Genomic DNA, 25,943 nt, shown 5'->3' with positions numbered 1-25,943 from the left:
GGTTACTCCGCAGCGGCCGGCGTCACGGCGTTCAGCGCCGCGCGGATTTCGTCCGGGCGGATGTCGTCATGCTCGGCGATGACGACGAGCCGCCCCTGCCGCGCCTCGCCCGGTGCCCACATGCGGTCGAACTGGTGGCGCACCCGCGCGCCGACCGCCTGCACCAACAGCCGCATCGGCTTGCCCGTGACCGAGGCATAGCCCTTGACCCGCAGGATGTTGTGGCTGGTCGCCAATCCCTCGATGGCGGCGACGAGATCCGAAGCGGCGGCCAGCTCGGGGATATCCACCACGATGCTCTCGAAATCCTCGTGATCGTGGTCATGCGCCTCGTCGTGATGGCTGGGCCGGGCATCCAGATCGTCTTCGGCCGCCGCGCCTAGCCCGAGGATGATGCGCGGGTCCACCGCGCCCTCGGCGACCTCGACCACCGGAAGGGGGCGGGGCGCCTCCGCGGCGATGATCTCTTTCGCCTTGGCAACACCCTCGGGGCCTACGAGGTCCGGCTTGGTTAGCAGCACGATGTCGGCGCAGGAGATTTGGTCCTCGAACACCTCCGAAAGCGGCGTCTCGTGATCAAGGCTGTCATCGGCGAGCCGTTGCGCATCCACTGCCACCACGTCGGGCGCAAAGCGACCTGCGGCCACGGCTTCGGCATCGGCCAGCGCGATCACCCCGTCCACGGTGATGCGGGCCCTGATCTCCGGCCAGTCAAAGGCCTTGAGCAGCGGCTTGGGCAGCGCCAGTCCCGAGGTCTCGATCAGGATGTGATCGGGGCGCGGCTCAAGCGCCATCAGCGCCTCGATGGTGGGGATGAAGTCATCGGCCACGGTGCAACAGATGCAGCCGTTGGCCAGTTCCACGATATTCTCGGCGGGGCAGTCGGGGATCGCGCAGCCTTTCAGGACCTCTCCGTCAACACCGACATCGCCGAACTCGTTGACCAGCACCGCGAGGCGTCGTCCGCCGGGATTGCGCATCAGGTGCGCGATAAGCGTGGTCTTGCCGGACCCAAGAAAGCCGGTCACCACGGTCACGGGAAGCTTGGAAAGATCGGTCATGACTCAGGCGTCCTTTGAGGTCGGTTTGATCGGGGGAATGCGGACAAGGCAATTGCGCTTGAAATGCTCGGGCCGCTCGCGCCAGGGGATCACGCCGTCTTGCGCGGCGTGGTATTGCGCGGCCCCGGCCAGCAGCATCGGGGCATGGGCCGTTTCGTCCACGTCGGAGAAAACATAGGTCCACTTCGCATCGCCGCCGCGCAGGGCGACGGTGCAGGCGTTCGAGCAGTTCTGAAGGCATTCCACGGGGGTGACGCTCAGCCCCTCTGGCGGCTCTCCCGCGAGAATACGCTCATAAAGGATCCGGCCGGGACGGCGCTCGTCCTCGGGCGCAGCACCTTTGCGGCGGCAGGTCACGCAGACCAGCAACTCGGTGGTGATGTGCTCCTGCGCGTGTGCAGCGTCTTTCATTCTCTCGTGCCCCATCGGTTTGGCGAACAGGGGCAACGGCGGAATGGCGACCAGCATCGGACGCACTCCGACACCGGCACACCCCGTCCGGTCGAAACAGTCGGGCTGGCAGGTCTCCCGGCTCACGAAATTCAGGGCATCGGGCCCAGCGAGCGCTCTGCCTTCCCAGCCTTTGCGGCCAGTGGCATCGAGCGCCCTTTTCCGTTCACGGTCGCGGGGGCGGCTGAGGTTGACCACGACACCCCGTCCGGAGCGCCCTGGTTCCACATTCCCTTTTCACCTGCTTGCACAGGCACCAGCGTTTCGCCAGATGGGGCGAATTCCATTTGCTAGTCAAGGGAGAAGATGACGTTGATGCCCAGGGCATTGCCATTTGTGGGCAGCCGCTGTCTGCGCAAGCAGTCCCTCGGGATCATCCAGTCGCAGCCGGAATGCTGCGTGAATCGCCCCGCAACACCTGCGGGGGATCAAGAGCTATCGGGATGTAATGCTGCAGCGCAAAAAATTTTCGTCAGCCTATTGTGCAAGTGCAGCATTTACCCTATCTTCATTCATGTGATCGGTTCTCTCCTCCTCCCTGAACTGATCCATTGTTATCGGCGGCATCCACCTCCTCCCGGATGCCGCCGTTTTCTTTTCCCGTGACCGTGAATCATGTTGGCGGCGTCCGCCTGTGGTCAGCGTTTATTGCTCCTCGATACTTCCTCAAAGCCGAAGCGCCTCTGTTATGCGCAACGGGGAACTTGCGGTGATGGGTCTGGTGTTTGGGCCGCTTGGTATTCCGACAGGAAAGAGCCCTTGTCAGGTCGGCACCGAGATGCCGCCCTGTTTCAGGCAGCGAAGGGTAAAGATCGACCTTGAGTGCTGGATGCCAGGCACGCGGTAGAGCTTGCTGCGGAGGAACTCCTCATAGCCCTTGGTGCCGTCGACGGCGACCTTGATGTAATAGTCGTATTCGCCCGTGGTCAGATACACCTCCAGCACTTCGGGCAAATCGGCCATGGCCCGGCCGAAGGTTTCCAGAACGCTATCGTCATGGCGGTTCAGGGTGACCTCGATGATGACCGTTTCGGGCGCGCCCAGCATCTCCTGGTCCAGCACCGCAGTGTAGCCCTTGATATATCCATCGGCCTCCAACCGACGGGTCCGTTGCCAGCAGGGGCTGGGGGACAGGCCGATTTCCTCGGCGAGCTGGTTGTTGCTAAGGCGCCCGTCACGGCGCAGGGCGCGCAGGATGCGGCGGTCAATATTGTCGAGAGGGCGAGGTTCCATGGATGGAAATTCTTTCGATATCGGCTGTACGCAAAAATATCTTTCGAAAGATAGTTGAGCGAGAAAAATTACGAAAGCAAATTTCGCGCTATACTCGGCAGAATGGTCTTCATCTGCACGCAGGGGGGACAGGCTGTGCATTACGCGCATTTCACATCGGCGGTTCCGTTGGACCATCTCGGCAGGGCGCTGGACGAGTTGCGGCGCCGGGGATTTCAGCTCTGCGGCGTGGCGGTCTCGGTCGAAGCTGACGGGCAGTCGATCGTGACCGCGGGCGACGGGGCCCCGGCCGACATCCGGATCGATTTCGACGCCCGGAACAGTTTCGCCGTCGATAACTACCTGGCGCGCATCGCCCGGATACCCGGCGTGCAGGATTTGCGGGGCGGCCCGCACCCGGACCCGAGCTGATCCGCGCCCGCCCCTGCGCGGGATCGCGTGGGCAGATCCGAAAGAGAGGACGTTCAATGGACCAAGACAGCGACCAGACCTTGCCGCCGCTCCGGTTGAGAGTGCCGGAGCCCGAGGTACGTCCGGGCGGCCAGCCCGATTTCTCGCATGTGGAAATTCCGCGCGCGGGATCGGTCCGGCGTCCGCCGGTGGATGTTCACCCAGAAGAGATCCGGGATCTCGCCTTTACCATCATCCGCGTGTTGAATCGCGACGGCGCGGCGGTCGGCCCCTGGGCCGAGGCGCTTGATCTCGATGCTGCGGCGCTGAAGGACGGGCTGCGCCACATGTTGACCCTGCGCGCCTATGATGCCCGAATGCTGACGGCGCAGCGGCAGCAGAAAACCTCGTTCTACATGCAGCACCTGGGCGAGGAGGCGATTTCCTGCGCGTTCCAGCGCGCGCTTGCCCCCGGCGACATGAACTTCCCCACCTATCGCCAGGCGGGGCTGTTGGTCGCCTCGGGCTATCCGCTGAAAACCATGATGTGCCAGGTTTATTCCAACGATGGCGACCCGGTTCGCGGGCGGCAGTTGCCGGTGTTCTATTCGTCAAAGGAACACGGGTTCTTCTCGATCTCGGGCAACCTGGCGACCCAGTATATCCAGGCGGTCGGCTGGGCGATGGCCTCGGCGATTTCCGGCGACCGCAAGATCGCGGCGGCTTGGATCGGCGACGGGTCGACAGCAGAGAGCGATTTTCACGCGGGCCTCGTCTTTGCCTCGACCTACAAGGCGCCGGTGGTGCTCAATATCGTCAACAATCAGTGGGCGATCTCGACATTCCAGGGCATCGCGCGGGGCGGGTCGGGCACCTTTGCGGCGCGCGGGCACGGGTTCGGCATCCCCTCGCTGCGGGTCGATGGAAACGATTACCTGGCCGTCTGTGCCGTGGCGCAATGGGCCGCCGAGCGGGCGCGCCGCAATCTCGGCCCGACGATCGTGGAATATGTCACCTACCGCGCCGGCGGGCATTCGACCTCGGACGATCCGTCGGCCTATCGCCCGGCAGAGGAAAGCAACGCCTGGCCGTTGGGCGATCCGATCCTGCGGCTGAAAAACCATCTGATCGCGTTGGGAGAATGGAGCGAAGAGCGCCATGCCCAGGCCGAGGCCGAGGTCATGGCCGAGGTGACCTCCGCGCAGAAGGAAGCCGAGGAGATCGGCACCTTGCACCAGGGGCTGCACCCCAGCCCGCGCGACATGTTCGAAGATGTCTATGCCGAGATGCCGTTGCATCTGCAGCGGCAACGCCAGGAAGCGGGGTTCTGATATGGCACGCATGACGATGATCGAGGCGATCCGCGATGCCTTGGATGTGGCCATGGGCGCGGACGAGCGTGTCGTCGTGTTCGGCGAGGACGTGGGCTATTTCGGTGGGGTGTTCCGCTGTACCGCCGAATTGCAAAAGACCTATGGGCCGACCCGCTGTTTCGACACGCCGATTTCCGAGCTGGGCATTGTCGGGGCCGGCGTCGGCATGGCGGCCTACGGGTTGCGCCCGGTGGTCGAGATCCAGTTCGCCGATTACATGTATCCGGGCTATGACCAGATCGTGTCCGAGGCGGCCCGGCTACGGTATCGGTCGGCGGGCGAGTTCACCTGCCCGATGGTGGTGCGGATGCCCACCGGCGGCGGGATATTCGGGGCCCAGACCCACAGCCAGAGTCCGGAGGCGCTGTTCACCCATGTCACCGGGCTGAAGACGGTGGTGCCGTCGAATCCGCAGGATGCCAAGGGTCTGCTGATGGCCGCGATCGAGGATCCCGATCCGGTGATCTTCCTGGAGCCCAAGCGTCTCTACAACGGTCCGTTCGATGGTCATCACGACCGTCCGGTCACGGCGTGGAAATCACATGACCTGGGCGAGGTTCCCGAAGGCCGGCACGTGGTTCCGCTCGGGAAAGCGGTGACGCGGCGGGCGGGTCAAACGGCGACGATCCTGACCTATGGCACCATGGTGCATGTGGCGTTGGCCGCCGTCGAAGAGGTCGGCATCGACGCCGAGGTGATCGACCTGCGCACGCTGTTGCCGCTGGACTTCGAGGCGATCACCGCCTCGGTGAAAAAGACCGGGCGCTGCCTGGTGCTGCACGAGGCGACACTGACCTCGGGGTTCGGGGCGGAACTGGCGGCGCTGGTCCAGGCGGAGTGTTTTTACCATCTCGAGGCGCCGGTGGTGCGGGTCGCGGGCTGGGATACACCCTATCCGCATGTTCACGAATGGCGCTATTTTCCCGGCCCGCAGAGGGTCGGCGAGGCCCTGCGCAAGCTGGTTGAGGAGGACTGACATGGGTATTCACTCGATCCGCGTTCCCGATATCGGAGAAGGCATCGCCGAAACGGAGGTCGCTGAATGGCTGGTCTCCATCGGCCAGCAGGTGCGCGAAGATGATCCGCTGGCGGCGTTGATGACCGACAAGGCCACGGTCGAGGTGCCGTCGCCGGTCTCCGGCAAGGTGATCTGGCTTGCCGCGGCAGAGGGCGACACCCTTGCCGTCGGTGCCGAGCTGATCCGGCTCGAGGTCGATGGCGCAGGCAATGTGACCGAAGAAGACTTGGCCGACGATGCGCCAGCCCCAGCCGAGGACGCGGCGCAAGCGGAAACGCCCCCCGAGGTTGTTGAGGTTCCGGCGCGTGCCGAAGCCCCGACCGAACCGCCGGTCGTGCCTGCCGCCCCGCTGCGCCCCGAGGGCGAACGCCCGCTGGCGCCGCCCTCTGTCCGTGCCCGCGCGCGGGAGGCCGGGGTGGACCTGCGGCAGGTGCGCGGCAGCGGGCCCGCCGGGCGGATCACCCAGGATGATCTTTCCGCCTATATCGCCTCTGGCGGGGTGCCGGTGCCTTCGGGGGCGAGGCCCGACGAGAGCGTTGAGGAAATCAAGGTGATCGGCCTGCGCCGCCGGATTTCCGAGAGGATGGAAACCGCCAACAGGATTCCGCATATCACCATCGTCGAGGAGGTGGATACGACGGCGCTTGAAGATCTGCGCGGCAGGATGAACGCCGAGGGCGGATCGAAACTGACCGTCCTGCCCTTTCTTGTCCGTGCCATGGTGCGGGCGCTGCGCGATCAGCCGATGCTCAACGCGCACTACGACACCGCCGCCGGGGTCGTCCGGCGGTTCGGCGGGGTGCATGTGGGTATCGCCGCACAGACCGATGGCGGCCTGATGGTGCCGGTGTTGCGCCATGCGGAGGCCCTGACCCTGCGCGAGGCGGGGGCAGAGATCGCCCGATTGGCCGATGCCGTACGCGACGGCTCGGCCCGGCGCGAGGAGCTGACCGGATCGACCATCACCATCACCTCGCTTGGAAAACTGGGGGCGCTGGCCACCACGCCGATCCTGAACGCACCGGAAGTCGCAATCGTGGGCGTCAACCGGATGGAGGTGCGCCCCTTCTGGAATGGCAGCGCTTTCGAGCCGCGCAAGATGATGAACATTTCCTGCAGTTTCGATCACCGGGTGATTGACGGCTGGGATGCCGCAGTCTTCGTGCAACGGCTGAAGACGTTGCTTGAAACCCCCGCCCTGATCTTCGTGGAGAGCTGACATGCGCGAGTTGAATTGCAAGCTTCTGATCCTCGGGGCCGGTCCCGGTGGCTATGTTTGCGCGATCCGGGCCGGACAGCTCGGGATCGACACCGTGGTGGTGGACCGTGCCCCGCCGGGCGGCACATGCCTGAACGTCGGCTGTATCCCGTCAAAGGCGCTGATCCATGCGGCAGAGGAGTTTCACCGCATTACCGCGCTATCGGAACAGCCCGAGATGGGAATCTCGGCGGGTGGGGCGAGGCTTGATTTGGCGCAGACCCGGCGCTGGAGTGAAGGGATCGTCAGTCGCCTCACCGGCGGGGTCGCGGCGCTTCTGCGCAAGGCCAAGGTCCGGCTGGTGACAGGGGAGGCCCGGTTGCGCGACGGCAAGACGGCGGTGGTGGACACCCCGGAAGGGCCGGTGATGATCCGGGCCGAGGTGCTGGTGATCGCCACAGGGTCGGAGCCGGTGGAATTGTCGGCGCTGCCCTTCGGCGGACCGGTGATTTCCTCGACCGGGGCGCTTGCGTTGGAAACCTTGCCCGAGAGCCTTGCGGTGGTGGGCGGCGGCTACATCGGTTTGGAACTGGGCACCGCCTTTGCCAAGCTCGGGAGCCGGGTCACCGTGGTCGAGGCGGCTGACTGCATCTTGCCGCAATACGACGCCGATCTGACCCGACCGGTCACGGCGCGGCTGGCCGAGCTGGATGTGCGGGTGCGGACCGGGGTGCGCGCTGGCGGGCTGTCACCGGAGGGCGCGCTGCGCATCGCGGGCGACGACGGCGCAGAGGAGATCGAGGCCGAGAAGATCCTGGTCACAATCGGCCGCCGTCCCCGCAGCGAGGCAGCGGGAATCGCCGAGCTTCAGCTTGACAGACAAGGGCCCTTCATTCGGATCGACGAGCGCTGCCGCACCTCGATGCGCGGTGTCTATGCCATTGGAGATGTAACCGGAGAGCCGATGCTCGCCCACCGCGCCATGGCGCAGGGCGAGATGGTCGCGGAGCTGATCGCCGGGGAACGGCGCGTCTGGGATCACCGGGCGATCCCGGCGGTTTGTTTCACTGACCCCGAAATCGTCACGGTCGGCCTGTCGCCGGAGCAGGCACAGGCCGACGGCACGGAGGCGATCACCGGCCTCTTTCCCTTCGCTGCAAATGGACGGGCGATGACGGCAGGGCGCGAGGACGGCTTCATCCGGGTGACCGCCCGGGCCGACACGCAAGAAATCCTTGGCATCCAAGCGGTCGGTGCTGGCGTCTCGGAACTTGCGGCGGGCTTCGCGTTGGCGCTGGAAAGCGGTTCGCTGATCGGGGATCTGACCGGCACCATCCACGCCCACCCCACCCGTGGCGAGGCGTTGCACGAAGCCTGTCTGCGCGCGCTGGGACGGGCGCTGCATATCTGAGGGGGGGGACAGGCTCCGTTTATCGACGTCCTGCGCGATGGCACGCTCAAGACCGCGCCGCTGATGAAAATGGCCAAAGGCAGCCTGCTCAGGCTGCAGGCCGAGATCTGGAACAACTTCACCTTCGTCGGTCTGGACGGCACGGCCGAGCCTTTGGTGCCGAACGGCGCGTGTTGCCCCTTGCGATAGTTCGGGGCCATGGCGTTGATATCGGCAAGCGCGATGGCGGCACCGGGTCTCATCCTGGGTGCCCTTGCTGTTTTATGTATAGACTTATATGGCTATGCTTGGAAGTCATGGGGCAGTGGAAACCGGGCCAAGCGGCCCGTCGCAAAGGTTCAGGGAATGGGTTCATGCAGGTTCTGAAACATGGCGATCTTGTCGAGATGCCGTGGAAGAACGGGGGTGGCATCACGCGCCGCATCGCCAAGGGCAAGGTCGCGGAGAACCCGGCCTGGACGCTCAGCCGCGCCGATGTGGCCTGCGACGGTCCGTTTTCCGATTTCACCGGCATGATGCGCGTGCTGACCGTGGTGTCGGGCAGGGGGATGACACTGGACACCCCGAACGGATCGCTGGAGGCCGGTTTGTGGCAGCCGACGCGCTTTGACGGCGGTTGGAAAATCCAGTCGCGCCTAAGGGACGGCCCTCTGACCGACCTGAACCTGATGTTTGATCCCCGGTTCTGCGAAGGCGACGTTCTGACGCGACAGGGCCCGTTGCAACAGGATATTGCCGCCCCCGGTCATGGGGTTCTTGCGTTTCACGTTCTGTCGGGATCGCCAGCGATCAATGCTGTGCCCCTGAGCACGGGCGACACGGCGATCGTCAGCGATGCTGGCGCAGAGGTCCGTTTGGCCAAGGGCGATGCCCTGCTGGAGCTTCGCGTCAGTTACCTTGATCAAAGCGACGCCATCAGACTTTGCATCGCCTCGTGATAGTCTGACGCGATGTCGTCGTGCTTGACATGGCGGGACGATTGCACCGGATGATACCCGAAGAGGCACGGCGCGGCGCCACGCAAGATGCCGCGCGCGCTTGGTCTGACCCGGAAATACATAGGCGGCAGACGGTACGGGCCGGCGCAATCGCATCATTCGTGGGATTCCCCGCATCGGGTGTCCGGCCTGCATCAATGGCGCAGACCGCAACTCCTTCGGTTAACGTCATGGCTCCGGAGACGGGATAGTCCGTCATTGTTAGGTCAATCGATCACGCTCGGGGGTCGCACAGCCCAAACCATCCCAATCGCGAGGACTGAAGCCGCCGCTGAAACGGCGTAGCTCAATGAGAAATCTCCCAGCATCTCGGCCAAGACACCGGCAATGATCGGGCCGACAGCCTGTCCTGCGGAGAAAACCAGCATCAAGGCGGCCAAGGCGCCCGCCGCCCCGCCCGCGCCGAAATAGTCGCCTGCTGACGCGGACATGATGACCGGAATGCTCCATGCCGAGATGCCGAACAACATCACTGAAAGGTAAAGACCAAAGCTCGACGTTCCAAATCCGACGAGACCGAATGAGAGCGCCAGAACACCAAAGGCCACGGCCATTCCCGCCCTGCGCCCGATCTTGTCCGAGAGCGCGCCAAAGAGAAGCCCGGAAAAGATGCTCAGAAACCCGAACCAGGACCACAGGACACCGGCCTGCGCTTTGCTCATGCCATAGCTGTCGACCATGCTGGTGACGATGAAGGTCACATACAGCATGTAGGTCGCGCCGTAGATTCCAAAGATGACCCCAAGGTGGACCAAGAGCTTGAATTTGGCCGATCGGGCAAGGGGCTGCGAGACGATGCCCGATTGGCTCGCGGCGCGGCCATAGGGGCGCAGGCCAGTCTCGCCTGGCGTGTTACGGATGTAGAGAAAGGCGACAAGGGCGACCAATGCCGTGAGGCCGCCAAAGATCAGCCATCCCACCTGCCACGCGGGCATCGTGCCAAGCGGCACCAATCGCGGCACGGCAAAGCCGCTCAGGATGATGCCAAAACCGGGGCCAGCCATCACGAGGCCGGACGACAAACCGCGATGTGAGGGGGCGAACCATTTGGCCATGACACTCATCGAGGGCAGCACCACCGCGCCGCTGCTAAGCCCGGTGAGAAAGTAAAACCAAGTCAGCCAGAAAAAACTGTGGGTGGTGGCCATTGCAAACATCGACAGGGCCATGACGAGCAAGCCCAGGGTGACCGTGCTGCGCGTGCCGATCCTGGCCAAGGCAAACGGAACCGAAAGCACCGAGGCCAGATATCCGGTCAGATTTCCAAACCCCAGCATCCCGCCCTGGCTGTAGTTCAGGCCCAGATCCTGCGAGATCGACGGCAGCAGCATGCCGAAGGCAAAGCGCCCAAACCCCAGACCACACAGCACCGAAAGCCCGCAAATCGCGGCGACAGTCCATGCGTAGTGGACCTGCAACGTCTTGCCAGTGCTGCGCATGATCATGTCTTTCCGTGAATGAGGGCGACGTCTTGGCAAGGTCACCCGAAGCCGGCCGGGTCCACTGCACCAACATTAGGCCAGAAGGCCCGCCCCAGGAGTTTCATCCTGGGGCGGGAGGGTGTCACGCGTCTACGTAGTTGCTTGGGAACAATGCGCGAAACGAGGGTTCGTCGCCGGGCGTTTTGAAGGTCTCGCTCTTGCCGATCTGCTGCGCTTTCTCGACAGCGGGGCGTGCGTTGATCGCCTTGAACCAGCGCGCGACCTCGGGGAAACGCTCCAGCCCTTCGCCGCCCAGCACACGCTCGCCCCGGATGGCCCAGCCCCACGCAGAGATATCGGCAATGGAATAGCTGTCGCCGACGATGAACTCACGCCCTTTCAGGTGGTCGTTCAGCACCTGGTAGTGGCGCTCCGTCTCGCGCATGTAGCGGTTCTTGGCATAGGGCAGGTCTTCGGGCGCGCTGTGGTGAAAGTGAACGCTCTGCCCCGAAAACGGCCCCAGGCCCGAAGCAATGAACATCAGCCAAGACAGCAATGCGCCACGCTCTTCGGGTGTGACGCCCAGCTTGCCCGTCTTGTCCGACAGGTAGAGCAGAATCGCCGTGCTGTCGAAGACAATGGTGCCATCATCATCGATGGCCGGCACTTTGCCATTGGGGTTGATGGCGCGAAATTCCGGCGTGTGCTGCTGGCCCTCGGCGGTGTCGACCGGCACCAATTCGTAGGGCAGATCGGTTTCCGCCAGGAATAGGGCGATTTTCAGCGGGTTCGGCGTCGGGTGATAGTAAAATTTCAGCATTTCGGTTCCTGTGGGTTTGAGAAAAGCAGGGCTTATTCAGTCGCGTTTGCAATCTTGTCTTGGGTCTTCGTTTCGAAATCCGACGCATCGTGGCGCTCGTGCAGTTGCTCGTTCAACGGACCACGGGTGCGATTCACGATGCGGCCACGTTGCACGGCAGGGCGGGCAAGGATCTCTTGCGCCCAGCGACGCAGGTTGGTGTAGCTTTCCACATCAAGGAACTCGCCCGCGTCATAGGCTTCGCCCAGAACCAGATTGCCGTACCAGGGCCAGGTCAGCATATCTGCGATGGTGTAGTCGTCGCCGCCCAGATACCGATGCTCGGCCAGTTCCCGGTCCAGCACATCCATCTGGCGTTTGACCTCCATCGTGAAACGGTTGATCGGGTATTCGAATTTTTCGGGTGCATAGGCATAAAAATGACCGAACCCGCCACCCAGGTAGGGCGCAGAGCCTTGCAGCCAGAACACCCAGTTCATGATCTCGGTGCGTTGCCCGAAATCGGCCGGCAGAAACGCCCCGAACTTCTCGGCCAGATATAGCAGGATCGAGCCGCTTTCGAACACTCGGGCGCCCGTATCCCGATCCAGAAGTGCCGGGATCTTGGAGTTCGGATTGAGCGCCACAAAACCCGAGGAAAACTGATCACCTTCACCAATTCTGATCAGGTGGGCGTCATATTCCGCCCCCGTTGTGCCAATCGCCAGTAGCTCTTCCAGCATGATCGTGATCTTCTGGCCATTGGGCGTGCCCATCGAATAGAGCTGAAGCGGATGCTTTCCGACAGGCAGTTCCGCATCAAACGTGGCGCCTGCGATCGGACGGTTGATCTTGGACCAATCGCCGCCGTTCTCGGCATCCCATGTCCAGACTTTGGGGGGGGTATAGTCGGCCATAGCCCGTGTTCCTTTTCATTTGGATCGAGTGCCTGATTTCGCGCGGAGATGTGCGCTCAACACGGATCAAGCGTGTCTAGGTAGAGGTGAGGCTTGCCCGAAAATGCAACGCACAAGCACGTTGGCGTCGTCGTGCCCACCCTCTCAATCTGTCTGGGATGTCGCATGGTGGCCTGTTTCTCCGGTTCTCTTTCACTGCATACGCATTCTTGAGCAATCGCTCAAGAACTTACATCGCGTTCACAGACTTGTGAGGTCGTGGGCGTTCGAGACATGTTTCGCTAATGAAATGGGCAAGTTGACGTGCCCTCACCGCGAAATCCTTCATCTTGGCGGCGCTCGAAAATTGTTGCCGTGCAATCCTGTGCCTGCCTCTCGGCAGATTGCTGCGAATCCGCCTGCCGGCCCACGGCTGGCCGACACCAATCTCTCCGTGGCCCGTGTCTTCCGCGAGTTGGGTGCGCTCGGTGGTCCTGGGCAACCGTTCGAGATGGATCAGGGAGGGAAACGGTGCCCTGAACAAATTGCATAAGATGACCCCGCGATAGCGGGGTCATCTTATTTTGCGGGCCAACAGAACGGCTTTTGAATCGCAGGAGCCTGTCTTTGACGTAGCAGGCTCCTGCGCCAACGCGGGTTTCACCAGGTGGCCCCGCACCGAATTTGTATCACCGAGCCCCTAGCGGAACCACAGGATCATCGACGGCATGAAGGCGATCGCGAAGCAGATCAGGATCAGGGCCAGGAAGGCCGGCAGGGCCCGGGTTGCGATCCGCGTGAAGGGTTCTCCGCTCACCGCGGCGGCGGCAAAAAGGTTGATGCCCACCGGCGGCGTGATGAAGCCGACCGACAGCGTGGTGACCACGAAGACACCGAAATGCACCGGGTCAAAGCCAAGTTGCTGACCGATCGGGAACAGGATCGGCATGATCACCAGGATCGCGGCAATCGGTTCCAGCAGGCAGCCGATGACCAACAGCATGACCACGATGAGCGCGACCGAAAGGGCAAAGCCGACCTCGAAGGAGGTGAACCCCTCGACGATCATCCCCGGCACCCGCAGGATGGCCAAGACCTCCGCGAAAAGGATCGAAAAGGCGATGATCGGCGCGAGGATGCCGGTGGTGCGGGACGCGGTCAAAAAGATATCGCCAAGGTCGCTGAAGCGGACCTCACGCACCAGCACCAGTTCGACAAGAAAGACATAGCCCACCGCCACCGCCGCCGCCTCGGTCGGGGTGAAGAAGCCGCCGTAGATTCCGCCGAGGATCACCACCGGAGCACCAAAGCCGTATCGTGCCTGCCAGAGCGCCTCGAGCGCGGCCTTGCCGGAAAAGGCGGTCTTCTCGCTCGCACCCCATGTCCCGAAACGGCAGACAAGGTAATTGGCGATGCACAGCCCGAATGCGACCATGAAGCCGGGAACGATGCCGGCGACAAAGAGATCGCCGACCGAGGTCGCCGTGGCGATGCCGTAGATGATGAAGATCAGGCTGGGCGGCACGATAACGCCCAGAATGCCACCCGACGCGGCAAGGGACGCGGCATAGCTGGGATCATAGCCCTTCCCTTTCAGCGCCGGGACCATGATCTTGCCGATTGTCGCGGTATCGGCCGAGCTGGACCCGCTGGTGCCGGCGAAGAAGAAACAGCCAAAGATCGTCGCCATCCCGAGCCCGCCGCGCAGCCAGCCGACAAGCGCTTCGCCGAGGCCGATCAGATCCCGGGCAATGCGACCGCGCGAGATGACCTCGCCCGCGAGGATGAACAGAGGCATGGCCAGCAAGGCCCAACTGTCCAGTGAGGCGAAGAGCGTGGTGCCGAGACTGCTGAGCGAATAGGCCCCGGTCAGCACCATCAACGACAGCGATCCGACGGCAAGCACGACGAAGAGCGGCAGTCCGATCACCAGGTGCACCACCATCAAGGTGACGACCACAAAGGCGATTTGAGAATTATCCATGGTACACGGCTCCCTGGCTTGTGGCGGTGTGGATCATGCCGGTGGCCGAGGGTGTCGGGGCAAACCGGCGGGTCATGCGTTGCGCGATGCGAATGATCATCAGGGCCCAGCCCAGCGGCAGCGCCGCCTGTGCCCAGGACAGGTTCAGCGGCAGGGCGTGCATGCGGATGTTGGCCATCTGCTGGATCTGCATCAACTGGATCGAATACCAGATCACGGCCACGGAAATGGCGACGCAGAGGAGATCAATATAGGTTTCCAGAGCCTTGCGTGCCCTGGGGCCAAGCCGGTTGGGGATCAGATCGATCCGGATGTGTTCGTCATGGCGAAAGGCCTCGGCCATGGCGACATAGGCAAAATAGACGAAGGCATAGCGCGCTGTCATCTCACCCCATGTGGTGGAATGCGCGAAGAAATAGCGCATCGCGACTTCGCTGAGGATGATGAGGAAGAAATAGGCGTAGGCCGCGATGACGATATAACGCACGAGCGGCCCGTCCAGAAAACGGACCACGCGTCGGATCGATGGGTGGGAATGCATGGGGCACCTGAGGTTCATGGGGAAGGATCTGATCGGGCGCGCGACAGAGGTCGCACGCCCGCTGGAGGCTATCCTTGCAGTCCGACAACCGTGTCGAAGGCAGCGCGACCAAAGGCATCTTTCAGGCCGTCGTAATCGCTGCGCTGGTGGCCGATGGCCTCGACCCAGACATCCTTCTGGCTTTGGGTCAGGCGGGTGATCTCGATGCCGGCCTCCTGCCATTGCTGCAGCATCATGTCGTTGGCCTTTTTCTGCTCGGCCTTCTGGAAGGCATAGCTTTCACGGCCCGCCTGCATGATCGCCTCTTGCACATGGGGTGGCAGCCCGTCGAACCAACGCTTGCTGAGGGTGGTGATGTGGCAGTTGAAGTTCAGCTCATAGAGCGTGGCGCTGGACAGGGTTTCGTGGATCTTGGTGGCGGTCAGCGGCCCCAGTCCGACGCTCAGGGCATCGGCCGCGCCCTGCTGCATCGCCTGATAGGCCTCGCCCCAGGCGATGGACACCGGGCTTGCCGAGGTCAGTTTGAACATCACGTCCTCGACCCGCGTGCCGTTGGTGCGCACTTTCAAACCGGCAAGGTCTTCGGGGGTGGTGACCACGCGGTCGACCTTCTTGCTGATCCCCAGCACGCGGAAGCCGGCATTGGCCCACATCCCCGGCACGACCTGAAATCCGTTGGTCGCAGGTTTCTCCAGGAAGTCGGAGTTGCTGAATCCGTCCTGTTCGATGGTACTTTCGAAGGCTTCGTTTGAGGAGAAGAGATAGGGAAAATCCAGCACGTTGTAGACTTCGGAGTAGTTCACGAAGTTGCCGGTCGACAGCTGGCAGCCCTGGATGGCCCCGGTGAGCACTTTCTGCGGCAAAACGTTCTGCCCGCCGAGGCTGCCGGCTTCGTGGATATCCACCAGCAGTTCGCCCTCCGAGTATTTCTCGGCGGCTTCCTTGAACTGCGTCAGGCCGGTGATCATGTATTTGTCGCTTGCCGCGCCAAAGGTGTGGCCGAACGTGAGCGTGTGCTTGGCCCCCGCCGAAAGCGGGGTGATCAAAGCGGGGGAGGCCAGGGTGACGGCACCCAGCGCCGTTGCCGATTGCTTCAGAAAATTGCGTCGTGTCGTGACAAGTTTGGTCATTGTCGATCTCCAGGCATGGTTCAGGGATTGCCCCATCGGGGCAGGCAGGTTGCTTCGGGATTTTGTGATTGCGAGGGGTTGGAGGGGCGTTTCCCCCTAGGGGAGGGGGCTGTTTTCCGAACGGGATTTCACTTCGTTGGTGAAACAGGGCAATAGCCCGGTGCGCGGGTGGCAGTTCAGATATTCGCAGCTGACATCGTCATCGAGCACGTAGATCTCGTGATAGGTCAGCAGTTCGAGGTTTTCTTGGTATTTCTTGCGCTCCGCCAGGGCGCGGGTATAGATCGCCAGATGCGTCGGATGGTCGTGCGCCCATTTTTCCAGATGGCCATAGGTTAGGAAAATCCCGAGGGAATAGGCCTCTTTCTGGTCCGAGCCATCGCTGTCCAGGCAGGTTACCTGCCGCAGGCTGCAACAGCCGGTTTCTTTGGGGTTTGCCCGCAAGTATGCCATGCCCGCGTCCAGCTTGGGCTTTAGGTTTTTCTCGTAGCTCGACAGTTGCTCGTCGCCGCAATTGGCCCAGGTCACGCCGGAGCGGATCACGCACAGGCGGTTGGGGATGTCCGACACGACGATACGTTTGCCGAGGGTCTCGCGCTCGGAGTCGAAACGCAGATCCTGTGCGACATCCGGTCGAAAATCATCAAAGGCGGAGGCCTCGAAACGATCTCGTGCCGCGCCCCAGTAGCCGCTTTCCGACATCGGCTCGATCTTCGACATCGGGCAGGCAGACAGCCCGCGAATGTATTCCTGGAACGCATTGGTTTCGCGATAGGCCGGCGCGACGGAGAAGGTTTCGATCCACAACCCCACCGGCAAGGTGGTGGGGTCCTGATCGTGCCACCATTGGTCGAAACCCTGGCGCCAAGCCGCATATCCGGCTTCGTCCTGCCAGTAACAGACCGCAATCGTGTTGGTGAAACCCTGGTCGTCGACAAAGCTTGCGATGTCGTGGTGCAAGGGGTGCCCCGCATGCGAAAACAGGTCGTCCAGATGGGCCAGGAACCCTTCCGGGCCAGTGGTTGCACCGGGCGCTTCCTGGTATCCCAGGATCGTCATCCGGATGGAATCAACGCTGGCGTCGACCCGTGAGGAATATCGTTGAATGACGGCTTTGTGCCCGTCCGGCTTTTTCATCGGAAAAGTGCGAGGCATGGTGGTCTGGGGCACGAGAGTCTCCGTCCGGGGGGCCGTGGGAATTCATATCGCGGACCAACATAAGGCCTTTCGCGCAGTCAGGAAAAACATATAAATGCTCTTGAGAGTATAGGGTTGTCCTATACTGGAAATCGCCGAGGCCCGGATGGACGTTAATCTACGCGCTTTGCGCTACTTCGTGATGTGCGCGGAAACCGGCACGATTTCGGAAGCTGCGCGGCGGTTGAATATCTCGCAGCCAAGCGTGTCGGCGGCGATTCAGCAACTGGAAGACCTGTACAACGTGCAGCTATTCCTGCGCGTGCCGACCAAGGGAATCGAGCTGACCGCCGAGGGGCTTGGGTTTCTCGAACGCGCCCGGCTGCTGTTGTCGCAGTCCGATCAGTTCCGCCATGACGTGGATGCGATCTCGCACACCCTTGGCGGCGAAATCACGGTGGCTTCATTCGTCAACCTGACGCCGACCATCATCGCCGAGTTGGTCGGCGCATTCCACGAAAAACACCCCAATATCCAGGTCCATATTCTCGACCTGGATCAGCACGATATCCTGAGCGGCCTGGCCGCGGGCAAGATCGAGTTGGCGATCACCTTCGATCTGGCCTTGCAAAGCGGGTTCAGCTCTTCTGTTCTGGCGACGCTGCCGCCGCTCGCGGTCTTTCCGTCTGAAGATCCGCTGGCCCAGGAAGACACGGTCTCCTTGCACGATGTCGCAACACGGCCCTTCATCCTGATGGATCTGCCGCACACGCGTGACTATTTCCACAGGTTGTTCTCCGACCAGAAGATCGTGCCACGTATTGATTTTCGCTGTCATTCCCTGGAGGCGGTACGCTCCTTCGTTGCGAGCGGGCTTGGTGTGTCGTTGCTCAACATTCGCCCGTCTACCCAGCTGACCTATAGTGGGCGTTCTGTTGTAACGCGCCCGATCGCTGAACCGATGCGGCCCTTGCAGATTGTGTTGTTGCGCAACAATCGATTGCGGATGCGCCCGGCGCTGAGTTTGTTTGCGGATATGGCCACAAGGCTTATCCCCGCATTGGTCGCACCTCGACGGACATGACGACAGGGCTGGGGGTGGGAAACGGCCGCTAGATCGCGAGCGGCGGCGCGTGCTCGTCGATTTCGGAGAGGTTCAGCCGCGACAAGACCTCTTGCGAGCATGTCATGAAGGCCTTGATGCGGTTCATGTGTTGCAGATCCGGGTGGGTCAGTAGCCACAGATCCAGGTTCCAATGCTCTGGATTTGTCCGCAGGCAGACAAGATTGGGCGCGGTGCCGGCCAGGAAATGCGGCAGGAACCCGATTCCCATCTGATTTCGGATCGCGGTGAATTTGCCGACCAGGTTGTCATATCTGTTGGGCATCTTCGCGCTTGGAAACGCCTGCATGCGCCAGGTGTTGGTCGTTACATGTGCGATGGAATGATCGTCCCCGACCCAGTTCATCTGTTCCAGGTCACCACCGCCGCCGTGGCGTTCCAGGTAGGCAGCGTGGCCGTAGACGCCGTATTTCAGGTTGGCAATCTTGCAACCGACAAGGTTGTCGGGAGGGGCGTTGGCAGCGCGGAGCGCCACATCCGCGTCGCGCTTGGTCAAAGAGGCGAACTGCGGGGAAATCGACACTTCGATCTCGATACTGGGCTGGCGATCCCGGAACTCGCGCAGCACCGGACCCAACAGGCTTTGCGCAATGAAGTCCGATGTGGCCAACCGGATGGTTCCCGACAAGCGCAGGTCCTGACCTGCCAGGCGACGATAGGCCTCTTCCACGCTTTGATTGATCGACAGCGCCATGTGGGCCAGCTCTTCGCCGGCTTCCGTCGGCTCATAGCCGCGCGCGCCGCGGTGAAACAGCACGACGCCCATCCGGGCCTCGAACAGGTTCAATCGGCGCAGCACTGTGGCATGATGCAGCCGCAGGATGCGAGACGCCCCCGACAGGCCCCGCCCTTGGGTGATGGCGAGGATCAGGCGCAGGTCTTCCCAATTGTGATCCGGTGTTGGCATCGGCAACTCTGTTGAATTTTGCACAGACGTGCCCGAAATTTTCGGAATGGTCCACCAGTATTGCGGCCCTCTAGGCTGTGGCGACCGGGTGCCGAGGGCATCCATTGCCAGGACCGAAAGAGAACTTCCGATGCCGCTTCAGCTTTATGACGTACCGAAATCCGGCCACTGCCACCGCGTCCGCCTTGGCGCGAGCCTTATGGGGGTGGATCTGGACCTTGTGCCCGTGATGGATATGGAGGGTCAACGACAGGGGGCTGCCTATCTTGCCATCAACCCGCTGGGGCAGGTGCCGGCCATGGTGGACGGCGATGTCACTCTGCGCGATTCCATTGCGATCCTTCAGCACCTGGAACGGGTGCATGCGCCAGGTCAGGGTTGGATGCCCACAGATGCGTGGGAGCGCGCGCAGGTGGACGAATGGTTCGCCATTGCCGTCGGGGTGATGTTCCACGGCCCGAACATGGCGCGCCTGATCAAGCTGTTCAACATGCCGGGGGATCATGTGGCCGCCGTCGCGCAAAGCCACAAGCTGTTCGACCTGATGGAGGCGCACCTGCAAGATCGCGATTGGCTGGTCGGGTCGCGTGCCACATTGGCCGATATCGCCTGCTATTCCTATGTTGCCGTGGCCGGTGAAGGCGATCTCGACCTGACCCCTTATCCGCATATTGCCGCCTGGCTGGGGCGCGTGCAGGGTCTGGATGGTTTTGTCGATATCCCACGATCCTGAAGCCATGCGTAATGTCTGGCACGAGGGGGAGCGCCGGATGCAGGCGGCATTCGGAGTCGAGGAGAAGTTGCGCACGCGCGGTGCCGCCGTGTTGCGCGACGCCATGCCGGACCAGCACCGCGATTTCTTTGCGGGCCTGCGGTTCGTAGTGCTGAGCGCTCTGGATAACACCGGTCAGCCCTGGCCATTTCTGCGCACCGGGAGGCCGGGGTTTCTGACTTCGCCTGATGCGAAGGTTCTGAACATCGCGTCACGCCCCATGGTGTCGGAACCGCCCGATCTTTGCCTCGGCGCGGGTGGCAAGATCAGTGTTCTCGGGATCGAACTGGAAACCCGCCGCCGAAACCGGATGAACGGGACCATCGACGCGGCAAGCGGCGATGGGCTGGCGGTCAGGGTGGACCAGAGTTTTGGCAACTGCCCGCGCTATATCCATCTGCGCGACGGCCTGCGCCATGTCACGACGGCAGCCGACATCGATGTCCAGGCCCGGCGCAGCCAGGGCAAGGATTTCTCGGCGGAAGACATCGCCCAGATCAAGACGGCCGACATGTTCTTCATCGCCTCGCGTGCGCCGCGAATGGGCGACGACCCAAGGGCCGGGGTCGATGTCAACCATCGCGGCGGACAACCGGGGTTCGTCAAGGTTCTGGATGATGGCACGCTGATCTTTCCGGATTACGACGGCAACAAGTTCTTCAACACGCTTGGCAACATCCTTTTCGACCCAAGGGTGACCCTTTTGCTTTCGGATTTTGTCACTGGCGACATGCTGACCATTGCGGGTCTTGCCGAGGTGGTACTGGAGACCGGGAACCAGCGGGCGCTGTTCGGGGCCGAACGGGGCGTGAAGGTGACACCACTTCGCGTCCTTCGCGCCAGGCAAGCCCTGCCGCTGCGCTACGACAGGGTCGAGATGTCACGTGACACACCACTGCCCGGAGCCGCCGCGAACGTCCCACTGCGCTGACCCGGCGTTGCGGGTCGCGTTGCAGCGCCAGCTGTGCTCCGCCGCTGAAACGCGCGGTCCCGGCTCCCGTTCAGTCAGGTCGTCCGCCCCCCCGAGAAGCCCAATTCTACCAACAGGTGGCTTGCCCGATTCAGTGAGCGTGGAGAAAATACGCGACAATCCAGCGGCTTATACAAAATAGATTTAACCTATATGCTTCACAGTTAATATATTCTTTTTGACTATGGCGCCGGTCCTTATGCTGTTCCTGCATCTCACTTCAAAAGGATCGCCCCTCATGCGCCACTTGCACCTTCACTCAGCCTCCGCTTTGACAGCTCTCCTGGTCGGTCTTGGCAGCGTAGCAATCGCAGATCCCACCGAGGTGGATATCCTGCTGGCCCCGACCGGAGCCGGACCCTATCTGGCCTTTGCGACGATGCAGAATTATGCCGCCGACTTTACCGACAAGGTCCTGCCTCAGGCGGTGGAAACTCCCGGCTTCACCTACAACGTGCGCTATCTAGCGTCGCAACCCGACCTTTGGGAAAACACCCTGATCGGTTCGGGCATGGTGGTGGAGTGGGCCGCCGCCGAGGGCATCGCGCCCTTCTTTGCGGCCCCGATCGAGGCGGTGCGCGATTTCCGCATCATCGGTGCGCTGAGCAATACAACCAATGTTTTCGTCACCTTCGATGAAGACATTCAGAGCGTCGACGATTTCGAGGGCAAGCGTGTCGCCGTCGGCCTGCTGACCATGAATGAATGGGGCATGCACCAGAAAATGATGCTCGATTCATGGGGCACCACGGAAAAGCTGAAGTCCTTTGATGCGCTGGGTCCGAGCCAGAACATCGACGCCCTGCTCGACGGGCGGGCTGACATCGGCACGCTGGCCGCGCATTCCAACTTTGATTTCAGCTATACGCTGGAGGCCGGTCCGTTCAAAACGCTCCAAAGCTCCGGGCGCGATTATCACTACGTCGACATCGATCCCGAGCTGATCCAAGCCTACATTGACGAGACGGGCGCACCGTTCAAGATCCAGACGGTCGAGCCCGGCACCTTCTCCGGTCAGACCGAAGAACTGACCAGCTTTGGCAACGTCGCGCTGATCTCGGCTCACAAGGATTTCCCCGAAGAACTGGCCTATGAGTTCACCAAGCTCTGGATCGAATCCGGTCCGACCATCGGCGAGTACAGCGCCATCGCCAAGATCTGGGAGCCGGAGACCATCTCCGAGGTCGCACGTACCAACCCCGACCTGATCCACCCCGGCGCCATGCGCGCCTATCGCGAATTCGGTCTGGTCACCGACTGATTTCACGCGTCCATCGCCACGGAGAGGCCTGTCATGACAGTTCCTGAAAATACGTTCCTGCAACGCTTGTCATTTCTCTTCGGGGCGATGTTGCTCTGCTATGTCGCGCTGTCCGTCTGGAGCAATTCCTTCGGCGCGATGCAGCATTATACGCTCTTCACCACCGCCATCCTTGGTTACACCGCCCTGCGCCTCATCGCCCGGGCACCGGAACGCGACACAGCTCTCGGCACCCTGACCGACAGGGTCGTCGGGACGGTGGTGATGCTGGGCGGCGTGTCGGCGGGAAGCTACTTCTTCATTAATGCCGAAACCCTTGAAATCACGCAGCCTTTCGTGTCGAAAGCCGCGCTGAACATGGGGCTGGTGATGATCTTTTCGGTGCTGTTGGCGGCATGGCGGGTCTGGGGCGCGGCGATTGCGCTGATCTGTCTGGCGATGACCGTCTACATGCTGTTCGGTCGCATGTTTCCCGAGGTGATGCAGGCGCGGATGCAGCCCTTCAACGTCTCGGTCAGCTTCCTGTCCGGTATTGGCGGGCCGCGCGGCGTCCTGTCCTATGCGCCGCTCTCGGCCGACATGATCTTCATGCTGCTGATCTATGGCGGGGTGCTGCATGCCATCGGCGTTATCGAGATCTTTGGCGAAATCGGCGCGCTGATCGGCAACCGTCTGCGCGGCGGCATGGCCTACAGCGCCGTGCTGGCCAGCACCTTTATCGGCATGGTCACCGGTCAGGCCGTCAGCAACATTGCCCTGTCGGGCGTGATGACCATCCCGGCGATGAAGAAAAGCCGGTTTTCCGGCGAAGAGGCTGCCGCGATCGAGATCATGGCTTCGACCGGGAGCCAGCTCTTGCCGCCCATCATGGGGCTTGGGGCCTTCATGATGGCGGTGATCCTCGGGGTTTCCTATCTCGATATCGTCATGGCGGGGCTGATCCCCGGCCTGCTCTACATGTTCGCCATCATCGTCAGCATCTATGCGATGATCGGCGGCCACAAGGGCCTGCAACAACTGCGCCAGGAAATTGACGTGACGCGCATTCTCTGGGTCGTGCCCGCCTTTGTCGCATCCTTTGCCGTGCTGATCACGTTGCTCGTCCTGCGCTATTCGCCTGCCATGGCCGGGTTCTGGGGATCGGTCGTGGCGGCCGGGTTGGCCTTTGTCCGCCCCGCCATGCTGCGCCCTGTGCTGACCAACATCCGCGACGGGTTGCGCGCCGGGTTTGATACGGCGTCGCAACTGACCATCATCCTGGCCGCGATCGGTCTGGTCGTGCAGACGCTGACAAGCACCGGTCTTGGCGTGAGCGCCGGTGCATTGATCGCGGACCTGGGCGCTGGCAACATGGTTGTAACCCTCCTGATCGGAATGGTTGTCTGCATGCTTGTCGGAATGGGCCTGCCCACGCCCGCCGCCTATGCGCTGATTGCGATCATCGTGGTTCCGAGCCTGATCGACGCCGGCATCTCGCCGCTGGCGGCCAACATGTTCGGCTTCTACTTCGCCATCTTCTCGGCCCTGACTCCGCCTGTGGCCGTCGGCGTTCTGGTCGGTGCCCGCATCGCCGGGGCTGGTTTCCTGTCCACAGCGTTCGAGGCCGCGCGGATCGGCGCCATGGCACTCCTGCTGCCCTTCCTGTTCGTGGCGTTCCCCAGCCTGCTTGACCCTGCCACGCTGACTGCGCAGGGCTGGGTGGCGATCCTGTGTTACCTCGCCGCGACGGTGCTGGGCGCCGGGGCGCTTTACGGCGCGCTCTCCCGCCCGCTGGATGCGGCGGTGCGGCGGCTCTTCCTGCTGGCCGGCCCCGGGGCGCTTGTGGCCTATGCCGCCACGGGCTGGACCGTCATCGGGATGCTTCCCGTCGTGGTTCTTTTCGGTTGGGGTCTACGCGGTTTGCGCCGTCGTGGCCTGACCTACACTGTCTGAAACTTCCATAATCATAACTTGAACAAGGGGCTAAACCCATGACCACCCGTCTCGCAGCGGCGCACGTCGCTTCGACCTTTTTCGATATCGAAGCCGGCGTACAGAAAGCTATCCGTTACATCAATCTGGCGGCAAAGGATGGGGCCGAACTGGTCGCTTTCCCCGAAAGCTTCCTGCCCGGGTTCCCGATCTGGCACGCCTTCCTGCGGCCCATTGATGCCCATGCGAAATTCGCCCGCTTCGCCGCCGCCTCGCTGCGTATCGACGGCCCGGAGATCGCCCGGCTTCAGGATGCGGCGCGCAACGCGGGCATTGCCGTCTGGATGGGCTTCTCCGAACGCGCCAGCTATTCCGAAGGCTGTCTGTGGAACAGCGCGGTCCTCATTGGTTCCGACGGTGCGATCCGTATCCACCACCGCAAGCTGGTGCCGACCTTCTACGAAAAGCTGGTCTGGAGCCGGGGCGACGGCAATGGCCTGCATGTCGAGGAACTGCCCTTTGGCCGTGTCGGCGGGCTGATCTGCGGTGAAAACGGAAATCCGCTGGCCCGCTATGCGTTGATGGCGCAGGGCGAGCAGGTCCACTGCGCCTGCTACCCCTCGGTCTGGCCGTTTCGCGATCCGGGCAATGGCGCGCCCTATGATCTTGCCGAAGCGATCCGCATTCGCGCCGCCGCCCATAGCTTTGAGGCCAAGACATTCACGGTCGTGTCCTCTGCGCTGCTGGACGACGCGGGGATCGCGGCGATTTGTGACGGTGACGCGGATGCCGAGGCACTGATCCGAAAATGCTCTGGCGCGTCGTCGATGATCGTGGCCCCCGATGGCTCGACCCCCGGCGGCGTACTGGGCAGCTCCGAGGGCCTCGTAATGGCCGATGTCGACATCGCCGCGCTGACCGAGTTGAAACAACATCACGACATGGCGGGCTACTACAACCGCCACGACGTGTTTCGCGTCGAGCTCAACCAGGATCGTCAGGCACCTTTGCACATCACGGGCCGACCAAGGACCGAGCGCAACGAGGACATCCAACCCGTTCAGCAATTCGAAGCGGCCGAGTGAGTTCAATGCTCTTGCCTGCACCCGAACTTGCCTTCGCCGCGCTGGCCGTGCTGGTTGCGGCGGCTGCGAGACGGTTGACAGGGTTCGGCTTCGCTTTGCTCGGCGCGCCGCTCCTGTCGCTGGTCCTGTCGCCGCAACAGCTGGTGATCATCATTCTGCTGCTTCAGGTCGCGCTTGGCGTGCCTGCGGTGGTTGAATTCCGTGAGAGGATCGAGTGGCCAATGCTTGGGCAACTGGCACTTGGCGGGGTGGTCACCGCCCCGCTGGGGGCATGGATGCTGATGCGTGCCGATCCTGATCTGGTCCTGTTCGTGCTGGGCCTTGTTGTCATAGCGGCTGCGGGGATCCTGGGGTTTGCGCCGAACATGCTCAGCTTCAGGGCCAGCCGCCCGGCAAATGTCGCCTGCGGCATGGTCGCCGGTGCCCTGAGCAGCAGCGTCGGCATGCCCGGGCCGCCCGTGGCGATCTACTTCCTCGGTCAGGCCGACCTGACCGCCGCAACCCGCCGCGCCATGCTGATCATCACCTTTTCGGCGTTGGCCTGTGTCTCGCTTGCCGTCGCGATCCCCAAAGGGCAGGTCAGTGCGGATCTTTTCTGGTTGTCCGCCCTCCTGCTGCCGCCGGTTCTGCTCGGGGGGCATCTTGGCGAGCAACTGCACAAGCATATCAATGCTCAATTCGGCCAGCGAATTGCCCTGTCCCTGGTTATCCTGTCAGGGGTGGTGTGTCTGGTGCGCGCCTTCTGAAAGCGACCGCTGTCAACCTGCGGCGACCAAACCGGCCGCCGCGGATTTTTTCCGGCATCATGAAAGGCGTTGTCCCCTAACCGAAGAGGTTGAAGTCGAACTCAACCGATGACCAGCCCGGGAAAAGC

At 62.4% G+C, this 25,943-nt stretch carries 25 protein-coding genes and 1 riboswitch; of the genes, 14 read left to right on the top strand and 11 right to left on the bottom strand.

The window, feature by feature from the left end; genetic code table 11:
• Window positions 1–2: 2 nt before the first annotated feature.
• The 3 genes from cobW to ABWV23_RS21215 all read right to left on the bottom strand — a co-directional run bounded on the left by cobW (window position 3) and on the right by ABWV23_RS21215 (window position 2,744).
• Complete coding sequence (cobW, locus tag ABWV23_RS21225; RefSeq protein WP_353351489.1) at window positions 3–1,061, bottom strand: cobalamin biosynthesis protein CobW; 1,059 nt, start codon at window positions 1,059–1,061, stop codon at window positions 3–5.
• Between the two features lie 3 nt (window positions 1,062–1,064).
• Window positions 1,065–1,472, bottom strand: coding sequence for a DUF1636 family protein (locus ABWV23_RS21220; protein WP_353351487.1), 408 nt, complete (start codon window positions 1,470–1,472; stop codon window positions 1,065–1,067).
• A gap of 90 nt (window positions 1,473–1,562) precedes the next feature.
• Window positions 1,563–1,787, bottom strand: a riboswitch (cobalamin riboswitch).
• A gap of 486 nt (window positions 1,788–2,273) precedes the next feature.
• On the bottom strand, window positions 2,274–2,744 hold the full coding sequence (locus tag ABWV23_RS21215; protein ID WP_353351485.1) for an Lrp/AsnC family transcriptional regulator: 471 nt from the start codon (window positions 2,742–2,744) through the stop codon (window positions 2,274–2,276).
• A gap of 102 nt (window positions 2,745–2,846) precedes the next feature.
• Here ABWV23_RS21215 and ABWV23_RS21210 point away from each other — a divergent pair, with 102 nt between their 5' ends.
• From ABWV23_RS21210 to ABWV23_RS21180, 7 genes are all read left to right on the top strand, one after another.
• Window positions 2,847–3,155, top strand: coding sequence for a hypothetical protein (locus ABWV23_RS21210; RefSeq protein ID WP_353351483.1), 309 nt, complete (start codon window positions 2,847–2,849; stop codon window positions 3,153–3,155).
• Between the two features lie 56 nt (window positions 3,156–3,211).
• On the top strand, window positions 3,212–4,465 hold the full coding sequence (locus ABWV23_RS21205) for a 3-methyl-2-oxobutanoate dehydrogenase (2-methylpropanoyl-transferring) subunit alpha (RefSeq protein ID WP_353351481.1): 1,254 nt from the start codon (window positions 3,212–3,214) through the stop codon (window positions 4,463–4,465).
• 1 nt (window position 4,466) lies between these two features.
• Window positions 4,467–5,483, top strand: coding sequence for an alpha-ketoacid dehydrogenase subunit beta (locus ABWV23_RS21200; RefSeq protein ID WP_353351479.1), 1,017 nt, complete (start codon window positions 4,467–4,469; stop codon window positions 5,481–5,483).
• 1 nt (window position 5,484) lies between these two features.
• A complete protein-coding gene (locus ABWV23_RS21195) occupies window positions 5,485–6,744 on the top strand; it encodes a dihydrolipoamide acetyltransferase family protein (protein WP_353351477.1) in 1,260 nt (419 codons plus the stop codon).
• Window position 6,745: 1 nt separating this feature from the next.
• A complete protein-coding gene (lpdA, locus tag ABWV23_RS21190) occupies window positions 6,746–8,134 on the top strand; it encodes a dihydrolipoyl dehydrogenase (RefSeq protein WP_353351475.1) in 1,389 nt (462 codons plus the stop codon).
• A 63-nt stretch (window positions 8,135–8,197) separates the two neighbouring features.
• Window positions 8,198–8,323 (top strand): hypothetical protein, encoded by a 126-nt coding sequence (locus ABWV23_RS21185; protein WP_353351473.1) that lies wholly within the window; start codon window positions 8,198–8,200, stop codon window positions 8,321–8,323.
• Between the two features lie 164 nt (window positions 8,324–8,487).
• Window positions 8,488–9,072 carry a HutD/Ves family protein gene (locus ABWV23_RS21180; RefSeq protein WP_353351471.1) on the top strand — a complete coding sequence of 195 codons (585 nt, stop codon included), beginning with the start codon at window positions 8,488–8,490 and terminating at the stop codon, window positions 9,070–9,072.
• A 266-nt stretch (window positions 9,073–9,338) separates the two neighbouring features.
• On the opposite strand, the gene ABWV23_RS21175 is transcribed toward ABWV23_RS21180, so the two are convergent.
• The 7 genes from ABWV23_RS21175 to ABWV23_RS21145 all read right to left on the bottom strand — a co-directional run bounded on the left by ABWV23_RS21175 (window position 9,339) and on the right by ABWV23_RS21145 (window position 17,073).
• On the bottom strand, window positions 9,339–10,577 hold the full coding sequence (locus ABWV23_RS21175; RefSeq protein ID WP_353351469.1) for a YbfB/YjiJ family MFS transporter: 1,239 nt from the start codon (window positions 10,575–10,577) through the stop codon (window positions 9,339–9,341).
• 118 nt (window positions 10,578–10,695) lie between these two features.
• The gene (locus tag ABWV23_RS21170) at window positions 10,696–11,373 is read right to left on the bottom strand and encodes a glutathione S-transferase family protein (protein ID WP_353351467.1); all 678 of its coding nucleotides are present in this window, start codon (window positions 11,371–11,373) and stop codon (window positions 10,696–10,698) included.
• Between the two features lie 32 nt (window positions 11,374–11,405).
• Window positions 11,406–12,269 (bottom strand): glutathione-dependent disulfide-bond oxidoreductase, encoded by an 864-nt coding sequence (gene yghU, locus ABWV23_RS21165; RefSeq protein ID WP_353351464.1) that lies wholly within the window; start codon window positions 12,267–12,269, stop codon window positions 11,406–11,408.
• 679 nt (window positions 12,270–12,948) lie between these two features.
• Entirely contained in the window at window positions 12,949–14,232 is a 1,284-nt protein-coding gene (locus tag ABWV23_RS21160) for a TRAP transporter large permease (protein WP_353351462.1), read from the bottom strand.
• Window positions 14,225–14,746 carry a TRAP transporter small permease gene (locus tag ABWV23_RS21155; RefSeq protein ID WP_353351460.1) on the bottom strand — a complete coding sequence of 174 codons (522 nt, stop codon included), beginning with the start codon at window positions 14,744–14,746 and terminating at the stop codon, window positions 14,225–14,227. Before ABWV23_RS21155 ends, ABWV23_RS21160 begins: the two co-directional genes overlap by 8 nt.
• Before the next feature lie 95 nt (window positions 14,747–14,841).
• Complete coding sequence (locus ABWV23_RS21150; protein WP_353351458.1) at window positions 14,842–15,903, bottom strand: TRAP transporter substrate-binding protein; 1,062 nt, start codon at window positions 15,901–15,903, stop codon at window positions 14,842–14,844.
• Window positions 15,904–15,999: 96 nt separating this feature from the next.
• Window positions 16,000–17,073: a phenylacetaldoxime dehydratase family protein gene (locus ABWV23_RS21145; protein WP_353351456.1), complete on the bottom strand. Its 1,074-nt coding sequence runs from the start codon at window positions 17,071–17,073 to the stop codon at window positions 16,000–16,002.
• A 154-nt stretch (window positions 17,074–17,227) separates the two neighbouring features.
• On the opposite strand from ABWV23_RS21145, the gene ABWV23_RS21140 reads away from it, so the two are divergent.
• Entirely contained in the window at window positions 17,228–18,124 is an 897-nt protein-coding gene (locus ABWV23_RS21140) for a LysR family transcriptional regulator (protein ID WP_353351454.1), read from the top strand.
• A 28-nt stretch (window positions 18,125–18,152) separates the two neighbouring features.
• On the opposite strand, the gene ABWV23_RS21135 is transcribed toward ABWV23_RS21140, so the two are convergent.
• Complete coding sequence (locus ABWV23_RS21135) at window positions 18,153–19,070, bottom strand: LysR family transcriptional regulator (protein ID WP_353351452.1); 918 nt, start codon at window positions 19,068–19,070, stop codon at window positions 18,153–18,155.
• A 130-nt stretch (window positions 19,071–19,200) separates the two neighbouring features.
• Between ABWV23_RS21135 and ABWV23_RS21130 the strand changes: the two genes are divergently transcribed.
• From ABWV23_RS21130 to ABWV23_RS21105, 6 genes are all read left to right on the top strand, one after another.
• Window positions 19,201–19,803, top strand: coding sequence for a glutathione S-transferase family protein (locus tag ABWV23_RS21130; protein WP_353351450.1), 603 nt, complete (start codon window positions 19,201–19,203; stop codon window positions 19,801–19,803).
• Between the two features lie 4 nt (window positions 19,804–19,807).
• Window positions 19,808–20,773 carry a pyridoxamine 5'-phosphate oxidase gene (locus tag ABWV23_RS21125; protein ID WP_353351448.1) on the top strand — a complete coding sequence of 322 codons (966 nt, stop codon included), beginning with the start codon at window positions 19,808–19,810 and terminating at the stop codon, window positions 20,771–20,773.
• Window positions 20,774–20,996: 223 nt separating this feature from the next.
• Window positions 20,997–22,073 (top strand): TAXI family TRAP transporter solute-binding subunit, encoded by a 1,077-nt coding sequence (locus ABWV23_RS21120; RefSeq protein WP_353351446.1) that lies wholly within the window; start codon window positions 20,997–20,999, stop codon window positions 22,071–22,073.
• A gap of 33 nt (window positions 22,074–22,106) precedes the next feature.
• Entirely contained in the window at window positions 22,107–24,005 is a 1,899-nt protein-coding gene (locus tag ABWV23_RS21115; protein WP_353351444.1) for a TRAP transporter permease, read from the top strand.
• 38 nt (window positions 24,006–24,043) lie between these two features.
• On the top strand, window positions 24,044–25,069 hold the full coding sequence (locus ABWV23_RS21110; protein ID WP_353351442.1) for a carbon-nitrogen hydrolase family protein: 1,026 nt from the start codon (window positions 24,044–24,046) through the stop codon (window positions 25,067–25,069).
• A gap of 5 nt (window positions 25,070–25,074) precedes the next feature.
• On the top strand, window positions 25,075–25,815 hold the full coding sequence (locus tag ABWV23_RS21105; RefSeq protein ID WP_353351529.1) for a TSUP family transporter: 741 nt from the start codon (window positions 25,075–25,077) through the stop codon (window positions 25,813–25,815).
• Window positions 25,816–25,943 lie beyond the last annotated feature (128 nt).

This window comes from Aquicoccus sp. SU-CL01552, assembly GCF_040365005.1.
In the GTDB taxonomy this organism is placed as follows: Bacteria; Pseudomonadota; Alphaproteobacteria; order Rhodobacterales; family Rhodobacteraceae; genus Antarcticimicrobium.
Note: the sequence above shows the minus strand (reverse complement) of the source record. Positions and strands in the feature narration are given on the sequence as shown.

Coding starts and splice junctions, on each gene's coding strand:
- cobW (WP_353351489.1), bottom strand. CDS start 1,061: ATGACCGATCTTTCCAAGCTTCCCGTGACCGTGGTGACCGGCTTTCTT.
- ABWV23_RS21220 (WP_353351487.1), bottom strand. CDS start 1,472: ATGAAAGACGCTGCACACGCGCAGGAGCACATCACCACCGAGTTGCTG.
- ABWV23_RS21215 (WP_353351485.1), bottom strand. CDS start 2,744: ATGGAACCTCGCCCTCTCGACAATATTGACCGCCGCATCCTGCGCGCC.
- ABWV23_RS21210 (WP_353351483.1), top strand. CDS start 2,847: ATGGTCTTCATCTGCACGCAGGGGGGACAGGCTGTGCATTACGCGCAT.
- ABWV23_RS21205 (WP_353351481.1), top strand. CDS start 3,212: ATGGACCAAGACAGCGACCAGACCTTGCCGCCGCTCCGGTTGAGAGTG.
- ABWV23_RS21200 (WP_353351479.1), top strand. CDS start 4,467: ATGGCACGCATGACGATGATCGAGGCGATCCGCGATGCCTTGGATGTG.
- ABWV23_RS21195 (WP_353351477.1), top strand. CDS start 5,485: ATGGGTATTCACTCGATCCGCGTTCCCGATATCGGAGAAGGCATCGCC.
- lpdA (WP_353351475.1), top strand. CDS start 6,746: ATGCGCGAGTTGAATTGCAAGCTTCTGATCCTCGGGGCCGGTCCCGGT.
- ABWV23_RS21185 (WP_353351473.1), top strand. CDS start 8,198: ATGAAAATGGCCAAAGGCAGCCTGCTCAGGCTGCAGGCCGAGATCTGG.
- ABWV23_RS21180 (WP_353351471.1), top strand. CDS start 8,488: ATGCAGGTTCTGAAACATGGCGATCTTGTCGAGATGCCGTGGAAGAAC.
- ABWV23_RS21175 (WP_353351469.1), bottom strand. CDS start 10,577: ATGATCATGCGCAGCACTGGCAAGACGTTGCAGGTCCACTACGCATGG.
- ABWV23_RS21170 (WP_353351467.1), bottom strand. CDS start 11,373: ATGCTGAAATTTTACTATCACCCGACGCCGAACCCGCTGAAAATCGCC.
- yghU (WP_353351464.1), bottom strand. CDS start 12,269: ATGGCCGACTATACCCCCCCCAAAGTCTGGACATGGGATGCCGAGAAC.
- ABWV23_RS21160 (WP_353351462.1), bottom strand. CDS start 14,232: ATGGATAATTCTCAAATCGCCTTTGTGGTCGTCACCTTGATGGTGGTG.
- ABWV23_RS21150 (WP_353351458.1), bottom strand. CDS start 15,903: ATGACCAAACTTGTCACGACACGACGCAATTTTCTGAAGCAATCGGCA.
- ABWV23_RS21135 (WP_353351452.1), bottom strand. CDS start 19,070: ATGCCAACACCGGATCACAATTGGGAAGACCTGCGCCTGATCCTCGCC.
- ABWV23_RS21130 (WP_353351450.1), top strand. CDS start 19,201: ATGCCGCTTCAGCTTTATGACGTACCGAAATCCGGCCACTGCCACCGC.
- ABWV23_RS21125 (WP_353351448.1), top strand. CDS start 19,808: ATGCGTAATGTCTGGCACGAGGGGGAGCGCCGGATGCAGGCGGCATTC.
- ABWV23_RS21120 (WP_353351446.1), top strand. CDS start 20,997: ATGGCGCCGGTCCTTATGCTGTTCCTGCATCTCACTTCAAAAGGATCG.
- ABWV23_RS21115 (WP_353351444.1), top strand. CDS start 22,107: ATGACAGTTCCTGAAAATACGTTCCTGCAACGCTTGTCATTTCTCTTC.
- ABWV23_RS21110 (WP_353351442.1), top strand. CDS start 24,044: ATGACCACCCGTCTCGCAGCGGCGCACGTCGCTTCGACCTTTTTCGAT.
- ABWV23_RS21105 (WP_353351529.1), top strand. CDS start 25,075: ATGCTCTTGCCTGCACCCGAACTTGCCTTCGCCGCGCTGGCCGTGCTG.